We start from the raw sequence: 11,864 nt of genomic DNA, 5'->3' as shown, positions 1-11,864 counted from the left end.
CCTCGGCCCATGCTCTCCGAAGACTACGAAAAGATGATGCTTATCTACCTCTCCGGATTGGTGGATGGGCCCGGTTTCCGCAAGACCGAAGATCTGAACCGTCTATCCTCCCACGAACTCCTCCAGCTCTCCCAGAAGGTGGACGATTCCGCCCTGGGTCTGTTCGTGCAACTCCTCAAGGGCGGCCAATCCGGCGAACGGCTGTTCGAAAAACTGATGGGCGATCATGAAGAGGAAAACCGCGGATTGGTGGACGCCTTCTTCTCGCGCTACCTGAAGGTGGTGCTCTCCAGCGTGCAGGAAGGGGAGCATTTCAATCCCCTGGAAGTCTACTTGCCCGGTCACACCTTCGACGATCTCGCTTTCGTGCAAAGCCGGCAGGCCTTCTTCCTCCGGCAGACCATCGATACCATCAACGAATACCTGAACGGCGTCTTCAAGCGTAAGCACGCCTTCGCTCCCGGCGACCAGCAATTGGCCTGGGAATATTTCTGGGAAAAGGTGATGGAGAAATGAGCGATCTCGATCTTCCCGGCAAGACCAGTCCGGAATCGGAAGGCGAAACCGGAACCGAGACCCTGGCCAAGCCCTCCCTCAATTGGAAGGTCGTGCTTTTCAACGATGAAGAGCATACCTACGATTACGTGGTCGAGATGCTGACCTCGGCCTGCAAGCTATCGCGCGAAAACGCCTTCCGCTGCGCCGTGGAGGTGGATATGACCGGGAAGACCATCGTCTTTTACGGCACGCGCTCGGACTGCGAAGGGGTGTGCGCCAAGATCCTCGCGTACGGCCCCGATCACCGCCTGCCCCAGAGCATGGGCTCCATGAATTCGGAAACCCAGGGCCTGTAAACCCTTCCGTTCAGATTCACCCGGGCCCTTTCCGGGAAAGACTGCCTGACGGGCCTCGGACGCCGAAGCGCAGCCGGCATTCCATCGGCGGACCACATCCCGGTCTTGACGTTCAGGAACCAGGCCGCGTAGAAGGCCGGCATGGAGATCGCAGCGCCTTTGATGACCAGGGGTTGCCAGACATAGGTGGCCTTCGAATTATCGTCGGCATTCCAGCGATCACCGCAAAACATGAAGATCGTCCCTTGCGAACCCGTCACCGGCAACACGAAGGTGCTTTGCGAGTTCCAGGTAAGTTCCCCGCTGGGCGCCAATAGCCCTTTGTCCGTCCAGGGCCCGGCGATGGACGAGGCGGTCGCATACTTATTGTCATTGCTTCTCCATCCTGTCTTGCTCGAAGACAACCAGTAATACGTGCCGTTCATCTTGAAGAGGGTGGGCGACTCCGAACCGCTCAGGGCCGATGCGCCGTTCAAGGTTATTTCCACCCAACTATGGTAGTCGGGGGACAGTTTGAACGCGTACCCGCTTTCCGTTACGACATACCCCGTGCCGCCGTCCTGGAACGCGGACATGTCGCTGTGGACGATTTTAGTACCACTTGAATTGGTCAATGCGCCCCGATAGGTATAGATGCCGTCGATGGTGGGGCTGGTGGCGTAGACGCATTCTTTATCGGCCTGATAGGTGAGATCGGAAGAGTGGATGAACATGACGTATTCGCCGGTGCCGGGGCATTTCAGGATATGGGGGCGTTCCCCGATCCGTTGCGGGCCCAACTCCCCGCCCGCTTGCACGGGAAGGACCTTCCCGACCCAAGTCCAATTCGCCAGGTCGGTGGATGAATACATGGCGATGGCCTTGAAATCATTGTTGCCGCCGGAGAAATATTCGCCGTAGAAAAAATATTTCCCGTTTTCGAACCAGATCCCGCCGCCATGGGCATTGACCGGATTTCCGTTGTTATCGACCCAAGCGACTCCCGATTGGATGGAGGTCACGGCCGCATGCGTTACGATAAAGGAGAAAAGCGCCATGCAGAAAAAGCTTCTGAAAAACGAAGGCAGAAAGGACCTGAATGAATGGCTCGTTTTCCAGATGCGCATGGCGTTCATTCCATGATTTCCTCCCCATACCCATGGTAAATCGAAGCGTCGGTTGGGGAGGAAAGTAAATCGGGGGATTGGGTGCCGATCCCAAGCCTGCAAAAATTCTCAAAATGTGCTTGAAAGACCCCATAGGGCGTGTTATCTTCAGGGTGTTAACCACAATATCTAGGGGTAGGAGGTTAATTTGAAGAATGTGACCAAGCAGGATCTGGTCATCAAGGAGGTCGCCGAGCAGTTTATGCGGCTCGTCGGCGAGTACTTGGCCCAAGAAAAGACCATCGAAATCCGCGGTTTCGGCACCTTCTATACGAAGGTCCGTAAGCCCCGCCCGGCCCGGAACCCGCGCACCGGCGAGATCTGCCCTCTTGGCCGGCGCAAGGTGGCCCTGTTCCGGTTCTCATCGGACATGAAGACCCAGATCCGGGACGTTCCGGAACTGACCGAGGTCTTGTCCCAGTCGCGGGCCGAGCAAGAAGCCAAGGCCCTCCAGGCCGACGCCTCTTCCTTCGTCGACTAAGGCCCCCATCTGCGCGTCTGCGCGCAGGTCATCTTCCGTTCAGCGGGCCGCACGGCCCGTTCGCTTGCGGACGCTCCTTAACGGGAGCTGCGCTTCCCACCGGCGCCTGAATCCCGTCTCCTCAAGAGTCTTTAGATTTGCCCGAATCGCTTCAAGCTTTCGTAAGTGGACGCCATCGTCTCGGGGATGGGCCGAGGTTGCCACCCCAATAACGACTGCGCCTTGGCCGCGCTCGCATTCTTGCGCTTGCCGAGTTCGGGAAGGTAAGCTCGGCCCTTCGGATTGATTAGCGATCCGACCCGCACCAGCCAATCCGGCAACACCCGGGTGGGTACGCGACGCGCGGCCTCCCCCAGGCGTTCCTTGAGGATCAAGGCCATGTCCCGCACCGACAGAAAATCGCCGGCCACGCACAAGAAGCGCTCGCCCCGGGCCGCGGGGTGGGTCATGGCGCGGACATGCATATCCGCCACGTCCCTTACATCCACCACGCCGAACCATAAGCGCGGGCATCCTGGAACGGCGCCGCGGATCAAGGTCTTCATCATTTCGATGGACGTGGAATAATCGGGCCCCAGCACCGGACCGAGCACCACCACCGGGTTGACGACGGCCAATTCCAAACCCCCGCCCTCCTTGGCCATGAAGTCCCACGCGGCCTTTTCAGCCAGGGTTTTCGACTTGGAATATGCGCTCACGCCCGCCGCCTCGGGGTTGGTCCAATCGCTTTCCGTGAACGGCCTTCCGGGCGGCGTATGCCCATATCCGATAGCCGCGAAGGAAGACGTCAGCACCACACGCTTGGCCCCCGCGTCCCGCGCGGCCTTGAGCGCCCGCAAAGTGCCGGCGCGGGCGGGCCCGATCAAATCATTCTCGTCCTTGGGGATGCCTATGGGTAACGGGGAAGCTACGTGGAGGACGTATTCGCACCCGGCCGCCGCAGCCGCCCAACCGTCATCCTTCATGAGATCGGCCGTCGCGAAGGTCAGCTTGTCCCCGGGCTCGGCGCCGCCGGCCTTCAACATGGCGCGGACGTCGCTCTCACGCGCGAGGGAACGCACCGTGGTCCGGACCGAATGCCCATCGGCCAACAATCGCAGCATGCAATGGCATGCGATGAACCCCGTTCCGCCCGTAACCAGAACCTGCGCCATACGCTCTCCTCTTCGCGATTGCCTACCGCTAATCTCTTCCGCCCGATGCGCCCGACCCCAAGATAGCCACAACCCCAGGCGCCGCGCGGCTTTCAACCCTTCGATCCCCCCAACCGCGGCGAGCCCCCAGGACCCACGCATTCTCCCCCTCCGAATCCAGACATCACCTTGCCCCCGCCAAAAAGCGTCGGCTCTCCCCCGCGCGAACAGGCCGGGGCGGACCGCGGCCCGGGGCGAATCGGCGAAGGGCGCCGGCATGGCCGGGCAGGCGAACCCCAGCAGCGCCCGCAGTGACTTCATTCATCGCTTCCGCGTGCGCGTTACGAAGGGATTGAAGACCAAGCCCGAAATCCTGCCCGGCCGTCGACCCATCCACTCGAATAGCCGCGCCCGGAGCCGTCTGAGCCCCGGGACGCGGGCCGACCCAGCCGGAGGACGTGCGGAGGAGCGCCGCGCCATGATACACTATGCCCGTGCGTTCCGCCCGCATCGCGTGCCATCTATTCCCCCTCTCCCTGCTCCTTTTCCAAGCGCAGGCCCAGCCCTTGCTTCTGGTCGGGAAATCCAATGCGGAGATTTCCGGCGCCTTCTCCTACGATTTCCTGACATCGCCCCTATCCCGGCCTTTCGACGAGGGCCTGGCGAACGCCAGTTTCAATTTGCCGATCCGCGCCTCGGCGCAGGCCAACCGCTTCCTGGGATCGAGCTCGGATTCCACCGTGGTCATCCCCGATTTCTTCGCCCGGGTATCCCAACGCGTGAACGCCCACGTCGACATCTCCGCTCCGGTATTCGGGGGCATCGCTTTCTTCGCCGCGCGGGAGAACGCCAGCCTATCGGTGAACGGGGCCTTGGGCGACGCGCGTTTCAATCTGGACACGACCTTGGAGAATACCGGGTCCATCTTATTGCGCGGAGCCATCCATATGCCGCTCGCCTTCGACATGGAGTGGCGGTCGCTGACTTTCGGATACGCCTTCCAGCCCACGCCTTACGTGGCCTTGGGATTCCAGATCCATAAGCACACCTTCCTGGCGCATACCGCGGGCGATTTGCGCCCCGACCTTTCCGGACGCATCGCGGTGGGCGGGGACGCGGGGAACGCATCCTTCCAGGTGGAGTATCCCGATGACAAGGTGTACGGCACCGCCCAAGGGCAGTACGAAGGCGATGCCTGGAGCCCGGACCTGGCCATCCGCATCGGGCCGGTGTCCCTCGTCTCGCGCATGGGAGTGCGCATGTCGGCCCGGGGCCATCTGGACTTGGCCTACAGCGTCCCCTTCTTCATCGATCCGGATACCTTCGAGCCGCGTTTCACCGCGCCCGATTCCTTCCTGACCACGGATAACTTGCGGCGCCTGCTGGATGGCGAAACCGCGAAACGCAACCTGCATATCGACGACCGCCTGATCCTCACCCTGCCGCAATCGCATACGCTCACGGTCGATTTATGGCCGGGTAAGCTGGCCCTCAGCTACACCAAGGTGTTCGGCCATGTCTCCATCCACAACGAATCGTCCGGGAAGTCCGAAGCGGCGGCCGACAGCGGGGCGGTGGGCGCCGAAGCGGTTGACACGGAAGGTTTCGTCGATCTCGATCTTTTCCCCGATCAAGTCATCTGCCTGAGCGGCCGATTCGGATGGTTCCACGGCGATCTCGGGGCGCATAGCCTCAACGTCAGCTATCGCAAGCAAGGCCATCTGCTATCCGGGGCCTCGCCGCTGGAATGGGACGGCGATCCCATCGTACCCATCCTGGACTTCGGATTCACCTGGGGCAATCCATTGGTTTTCCGGGTCGATTTTTTCATCTCGCCGCTGCCCGCCGTGCGTTCGGGGATCGCCTATGCGTTCTGAAGCCCGGATCGGCCCGGCCTTGGCGATGGCGGGATTGGCGGCGTTCTGCCTCGCCCGCCCCGCATGGTCGCAAACCCCGTCCTCGCCCGGGACCCTGCTCTTCTCCGACTTCCCGCGCGCCGAGGTTTTCTCCGATTCCAGCGTGCGCATCGTCGTGTCCGCCATTCCTCCGGCGCGCGCGCCGGATAGCTGTGGTTTATACCATAGCCCCGTTCCCGCCGGAACCCGCATCGAAACGCATCCCGGCAAGATCCGCGCGATCAAGTCGCGCACTCCGGACTCGACGGGATGGATCTTCGTTTTCAAACCGCAAGACGTCGATTCGGGTAAGACCGGGCCGCAGCTGGGCCTGGGCTTCCACTACGTGATCGGCTATTGCACCGATGGCAAGACCACGCCCGAAGCGCCGCTGTGGGTGGCCACCCGCCAGGCCCCGACCTTCCTATCGCCCAAGGCGCAGGAAACGTCGTCCAGCCCCGACATCGCATGGACCCCGGTGCCGGGCGTGCCGGCCTACCATCTGCTGCTTTCCGATCAGGCCATCGATATCGATGCCAACAAAGGAACGGTTTCGGGGGCCAGCATCATCTGGCAGGCGATCACGACCCAGTCCTCCATCGCCTACGGCACCCCCGATCCTTCCGGGAATTTCTCCCAGGTACCGGCCCCGCCCCTTTCCCCGGGCGTTCCCTACAACCTCGTCATCCTGGATAACTACGACGGCCGTAGCGCGCTCGCTTCCTCGTCCAAGGCGCAGGCGCTGAAACTTTTCACGGTGCAGCCTCCTGGGCCTGCCTTGACGCCGCCCAAGAACCTGGCGCCGGCGGAAGGGAAAATCCTGGCCGTGCCCCAGGATAGCGTGGTGGATTTCAAATGGACGCGGGCGCAAGCCGCGTCGGGAGGCGGCGCGGCCAACACCTACCAGCTTTTCGTTTACTCCCTGGAAGCGCAGGCCGGCGTGGACGTACTCATCCCCATCTGGCGCACCGAGGTCACCGACACCACGGCCCGGCTCGATGGCCGTCGCGTTTTGCTTACCCGGCGTTACGTCTGGAAGGTGTTCGCCATTTCGGATGCGGGGGCGGGGACGGTGGGCGACACTTCTTCCTTCCAGTACCGCAATGACGTTCAGACCCTCTCGGTCAAGGTCACCTCCGCCGCCGGCGGCCAACCGTTGGCCGACGTGCGCGTGGCCATCGCGCCCGTGGACGGCGGCGCGGATCCGCTTCCGCTCTTCACCACGAATGATGGTTTTGCCGATAAGGACATGGCGGTGGGCGGATACACGCTCACCTTCGCCAAGGACGGGTTCCTGTCGCAAACGCGGACGGTGAACCTGGGAACCAGCGCGCCCATTTCCCTGGCCATTTCCCTGGCGCCGGCCGATTGCCGCGTCACGGGACGCCTATCCGACAAGGCCGGCTCCGACCTTCCCAATGCCGCGGCCACCGCCACCGGCGGCGGCCGCACGATCATCGCCCAGTCCGATGCGCAGGGCTTTTTCCTGCTGGGCTTATCCCCGGGGACCTATGCCATTTCCATCGCCAAGCCCGATTACCAGTCCCGGCCAGATACCCTGGTGACCGTGGCCGCGGGCAAGGACTTGGATCTGGGGAAACTCGTCCTTACCCAAGCGCAGTCCGCCTTGACCGGTACGGTTTCCAACGACAAGGGCGCGCCCATGTCCGGTTGCGACGTGACGGTGAAGACCGCGGCCGGCGCCGTCGTCCGCGCCTTGCGTAGCGACGACAAGGGAAGCTTTTCCGCTTTCCTGTCGCCCGGCGCCTACTCCGTCACCGCCTCCCGCGCCGGCTTCGCCTCCGATACCAAGGCGGTGCAGCTCACCGATGCCGCGTCCCTGGCCTTCGCCCTCACGTCGGGCGCTTCGCTCGTGAAAGGCCGGGTATCGTTGCTCACCTGGCCGACCGCCGGCGCGCCGCAGTCCGCGCCTTTGCCCGGGGCCTCGGTCGAGCTTGTCGACCGCGTCCGCGGCGGGGAGCAAAGGGCCGATGCCGATCTGCGCGGCGAATTCTCCTTCTCGGCGGATACCGGGGTATACCTGGTACGCGCCAGCAAGGCCGGGAAGGGCCTCCCGGATTCGGCCGTCCTGCGGGTGGCCGCCCAGCGTTCCACCTACGCCGCGGACCTTTCCCTGCGGGGCTTCGCTTCCGTCCAAGGTACCCTGCACGTTACCCCGGATACGGTCCTGGATCCCGCCGCGGTGACGATCTCCCTGCTCGATGCCGCTACCTTGGCCGTAGCGGCTACGGCCGTCCCGCAATCGGCCCCTGTCCCCGGGGAAGCGGGCGCCATGGCCTATTCCCTCGACGGCGTCCCGGACGGAACCTATCGCCTCGCCTGCGGCATCAGGGGTTACGGCCCCGACGCCGAGCCCACGGTAATCATCAAGGACGGCCTTTGGAAGACCGGCCAGGATCTGACCCTCAAGAAGGCCACCAAGACCTTGACCTTCGCCTTCGCGGCCGGTGGACAGGCGGTGAAGGGAAGCGTTCGGCTGATCACCCCGCAAGCGACCCAAGTGGCCGCCGGCGCGAAGTTCGGGCCCGCGGCGGGCGGCACCTATACCTTGGATGCCGTTCCCGACAGCGGCGATTTGATCCCGCTTTCCCGTTACGCCTTCTCCCTGGCCGCGTCCGGCGCCGCCGATACCATCGTCAACCTGGCCTTTCCCTTCGCGCATCACCCCGCTCCGCTCGCGTTCAACGACGGCCAAGTCGAGGTGGCGTTGCAAGCCCAAGCCCGCCTGGACTCGGTGCAAATCATCTATGGCTACGGCGCCCCCGCCGATACCTTCCGCGTTCCATCGGCGCAATTGTTCGGGCCCGCGGGACCGCGTTTCTTCAAATTCCGCCCCGCACCCCAGGGGGGAAGGCTCACCTATTGGTTCCGCATCAAGTCGGGCGGGCTTCTCTATTCCAACCAGGACGCCGCGCGGCGCTTCCAGGCCGATGTCGAGCCTTCCCGCGAACTGGCTTTCCTCAAACTGTCCTCCGGCGACAGCCTCCGCCTTCCCGCGCGGACCAAAGGCCATCTCTACCTGCATGCCTACGATGCCGCCGGCCGCCGCCTCGATTCCCTGGTCGATGCCAAAGCGGAGATCCATTGGGAAGCCGACTCCGCCTTGTCCATGAAGCTCGATAAGCGTTCTAAGCGCACCTTGACCTACCAGACCGCCGCGCCCACCGCGGGCACGCCCATCCGGGCGGCCGCCAAACGGGGCGGGTCCCTTCGCGCCGCGGCGGCGGTTTGGGATTCCTTGCGCGTGAGCGTTACCCTGGACGGAGTAGAACAGAGCCTGAGCCTGCCGGCGAAGGTGGTGGACGCGCAGGCCAACAAACTCGTCCTGTCTTCCAGCCTGGGCCAAACCCAGGCCATCAATGCGCCGGCGCCTTTCGGCCTGTTCGTCACCGGCTTCGATACCACCCTGACGCCTGCCGTCGAGTTGGCGGCCGATCCCGCCTTCAGCCTCGATCCTCCCGAAGCCGGAACCGTGTCCGAGATGCGCGTCGCCCTCGACCCCCGTTTCATCGGGCCCTTGCGGGTGATCGCGCGCCAGTCCAATCCCGACGGATCGGAGGCGGCAACCGAGTTGGGCGCCGAACGCGACTCGGCTACGCGCGGCCTGAACGTGGGCCAAACGCTGCGCGCCGGCGATAGCGCCCGCCTCTTCTTCCACGACAAACGCTTCGAACTGCGCGTACCCGATTCCGCCTTCGCCGATAAGCCCCAAGCGACCTTGCGATTGTTCCGGCGGAGCGTGGCCAAATCCTTCTCCAGCGGGCGCGACTACGCCATCGACGGGCCGCTGTGGGAAATCGCCAACCCGTTGGGAGCCGCCTTCGCCAAGAAGCCGCGCATCTCCATCGGGATCCCCACCGGGGGCCGGTCGCATACGCTCAAGCGCTTCTATGCCCTGAAGCTGGATTGGATGGCCTTGGCCGATTCCGCCGTCGACGACACCAATAGCTTCGGGGAAGCCGTCCTCTCCGCCGACATCGCCGATCTGGACGGCAGCTATTACGGCCTGCTGGGCGCTTCGCGGCCGCTCACGGCGGGCCAGGTGAGCATCACCCCGAATCCGTTCAGCCCGCTGGTCCTGGCCTCCCGGGATGGGAACACCCAATACGGGGCCCGCATCCGCGTGGAACCCGAATCGGATCGTAGCTCCGAGGTTACCCTGACGCTGAAGATCTACACCTTGGACGGGGAACTGCTGCGGATCCTGGTCGATCATAAGACCGTTCCCAAGGGGCCGGTGGATTTCTACTGGGACGGCAAGGCCGACGGCGGACGCTGGGCGCGCAATGGCCGGTACCTGCTGGAAGTCGCCGTGAACGCGACGGGATCCACGCGCACCCGTTACACCTTGAAGCCGGTGGTGGTGTACCGGTGAACCGGATAAGCGGCATTTCGATCCGGGCCGGCGCGGCCGTTGCCGCTTGCTCCGTATTCGCGACCCTCACTTTCGCCCAACCGGAAGCCCGGTGGTCGGCGGCGGAAGACCCGCGACTGGCGGCTTGGGACGATCCTCGTCCGGCCCCGGCTCAAACCGCGCCCCCCGCCCGTACCCCGACCCCGACCCCGGCCCAAGCGCCAGGCCCGGCCGCGCCGTCCGATAGCGCAGACATCGGAAGCTTCGACGCCTTCGACTCCGTCGCCGACAGCGCGGTCTCCGCACGCAAGGTCGCGCCCCATCCACAAGCCCGCCCCGCCGACGGACCATTTGCCGATTCCGGAACCGCTCCCGGCCTTATCATGCTTCCGATGGCCGTAACCGGGCTCGATACCGGCGCCCTGGCCCAAGCCGCCGCGGGCCTGCGCCTGGGTCTGGCCGAGTCCGGCCGTTTTCGCATCCTCACCCAAGAGGCGGCCTCGCAAGCCTGGCCCGGCGGAAGCCTTCCCTCCGCCTGCTTCGAGGCGCGCTGCGTGGCCCGGGCCGCGGCCTCCGCCCCCGTGCCGCTCGTGCTCTCGTCCCATCTCGCCTTGCGCGACTCGCAATGGGTCCTGCGGCTGGTGCTGGCCCAGGCCCAGGGCGGAGTCATCCGCCGCGCCTTGCAAGTTTGGTCCGAAGCCGTGCCCGGCGGCCTTATCCCTTTCGCGCGGGAAGCGGGACTGCGCCTGGCCGATCCCGATCGGAACTCTGATCCCGATCGGAACCCTGATTACGATCGCGACTCCGCTCGCGATACCGATCGCCTTTCAGTTCGCGAAGGCCCAAGCATCGAAGGCGCGCTCTTCGCCACGGGCCCGTGGCGCTCCATCCCTTGGCTCAACCCCAAGGATTCCCTCGACCATCGCGCCCGCACCGGTTGGACCGGCGCCGGCCTGGTCGCGGCCGGCGCGGCTTTGGCGTATGCGCAAGGCCAACTCCTGGGCGCCGACGACAATTCGTCCCGGCCCGCGGGCGATTTGGCATCGGCTTCCGGCCCGTCTTCCTACTTACGCGGGTTCTTCGCTTCCCCCGCCCTCGGCGCGCGCTTCGCCGCCATGGGCGGCGCGGGGGTGGCGGCCGTCGCGGACGGGATCTCCCTCCTCATGAACCCGGCCGGCGTGGCCCAGGCCCAGCGGGAAAACGTGGTCATGGCCAAGCGGAGCCTGCCCGACGGGACGCCTTCCTTCTTCGTCGCTTACGCGGGCCCGTTGTTCCGAGGCTGGCACCAGGGGCTAGGCGCGCAATACGAAGGCGACGGCCTCGCGAACGAAACCACGGTGTTCGGGACCCTGGCCTGCGATCTCGGGATGCTCTGGCCGGCGTGGGATGGCGTGAAGGCCGGAGCCCAGGCCAAGCTCTACCTGGCCCAAGCCGGCATGGACGGAACCGGGCAGGATCGCTCCACCGGGCACAGTTACGGGATGGGATGGGATTTCGGCGTGCAGGCGCCCTTGAGCGAACGCATCACGGCCGCCCTTTCCGTACGCGACGCATTCGGATTCCTGCGTCACCAGAACACCTTCACCGATCGATCTTACGGCGAGATCTTGCCGGTCGAATGGAAGGTCGGCGCAGCCTACCGGGCCGATCACGGCCTGATATTCCTCCTCGACGGGCAGAAGGGGATCTGGGCCGATCAGGCGGATCATTTGCGGGTGGGTGGCGAGGAGACGTTATGGGACGTGCTGGCCTTGCGCGGCGGGTTGCACGAAACCTTCGGGCGCGAAACGGTCCGCGCCATTTCCGTAGGCTTCGGGCTGGACACGGACGGGCTCAAGGAAGCGGGGCTAAAGATGCGCCTGTCCCTCGACTACGCCTTCGAGTTCGGCCTTGAGGAGGATGCCCCCCTGGCCGGGGGGCAGCAATTCAGTTTGGAAGCGGGATTCTGAAAATCCCTGGCTGGAAATGGAATACACAACGA

The 11,864-nt window shown here is 64.4% G+C and carries 8 protein-coding genes; 6 read left to right on the top strand and 2 right to left on the bottom strand.

Annotated features, from left to right (window positions below; translation table 11 throughout):
* Positions 1-9 precede the first annotated feature (9 nt).
* The gene (locus tag JF616_15745) at positions 10-516 is read left to right on the top strand and encodes a hypothetical protein (protein ID MBW8889207.1); all 507 of its coding nucleotides are present in this window, start codon (positions 10-12) and stop codon (positions 514-516) included.
* Positions 513-854, top strand: a complete 342-nt coding sequence (locus JF616_15740) for an ATP-dependent Clp protease adaptor ClpS (protein MBW8889206.1) — start codon at positions 513-515, stop codon at positions 852-854. Before JF616_15745 ends, JF616_15740 begins: the two co-directional genes overlap by 4 nt.
* On the opposite strand, the gene JF616_15735 is transcribed toward JF616_15740, so the two are convergent.
* Positions 800-1,969: a family 43 glycosylhydrolase gene (locus tag JF616_15735; GenBank protein MBW8889205.1), complete on the bottom strand. Its 1,170-nt coding sequence runs from the start codon at positions 1,967-1,969 to the stop codon at positions 800-802. The genes JF616_15740 and JF616_15735 overlap by 55 nt on opposite strands.
* Before the next feature lie 178 nt (positions 1,970-2,147).
* Between JF616_15735 and JF616_15730 the strand changes: the two genes are divergently transcribed.
* Complete coding sequence (locus tag JF616_15730; GenBank protein MBW8889204.1) at positions 2,148-2,480, top strand: HU family DNA-binding protein; 333 nt, start codon at positions 2,148-2,150, stop codon at positions 2,478-2,480.
* Positions 2,481-2,611: 131 nt separating this feature from the next.
* On the opposite strand, the gene JF616_15725 is transcribed toward JF616_15730, so the two are convergent.
* On the bottom strand, positions 2,612-3,634 hold the full coding sequence (locus tag JF616_15725; GenBank protein MBW8889203.1) for an aldehyde reductase: 1,023 nt from the start codon (positions 3,632-3,634) through the stop codon (positions 2,612-2,614).
* A 467-nt stretch (positions 3,635-4,101) separates the two neighbouring features.
* Here JF616_15725 and JF616_15720 point away from each other — a divergent pair, with 467 nt between their 5' ends.
* Genes JF616_15720 through JF616_15710 form a run of 3 tightly spaced genes read left to right on the top strand, consistent with a single transcriptional unit; the run spans position 4,102 to position 11,832 of the window.
* The gene (locus JF616_15720; protein ID MBW8889202.1) at positions 4,102-5,490 is read left to right on the top strand and encodes a hypothetical protein; all 1,389 of its coding nucleotides are present in this window, start codon (positions 4,102-4,104) and stop codon (positions 5,488-5,490) included.
* Positions 5,480-9,904, top strand: coding sequence for a carboxypeptidase regulatory-like domain-containing protein (locus JF616_15715; GenBank protein MBW8889201.1), 4,425 nt, complete (start codon positions 5,480-5,482; stop codon positions 9,902-9,904). Before JF616_15720 ends, JF616_15715 begins: the two co-directional genes overlap by 11 nt.
* Complete coding sequence (locus tag JF616_15710; protein MBW8889200.1) at positions 9,901-11,832, top strand: hypothetical protein; 1,932 nt, start codon at positions 9,901-9,903, stop codon at positions 11,830-11,832. The genes JF616_15715 and JF616_15710 overlap by 4 nt, the downstream gene beginning before the upstream one ends.
* Positions 11,833-11,864 lie beyond the last annotated feature (32 nt).

This window comes from Fibrobacterota bacterium (assembly GCA_019509785.1).
GTDB lineage: Bacteria > Fibrobacterota > Fibrobacteria > UBA11236 > UBA11236 > Chersky-265.
This window is presented reverse-complemented; position numbering and strand designations above follow the sequence as displayed.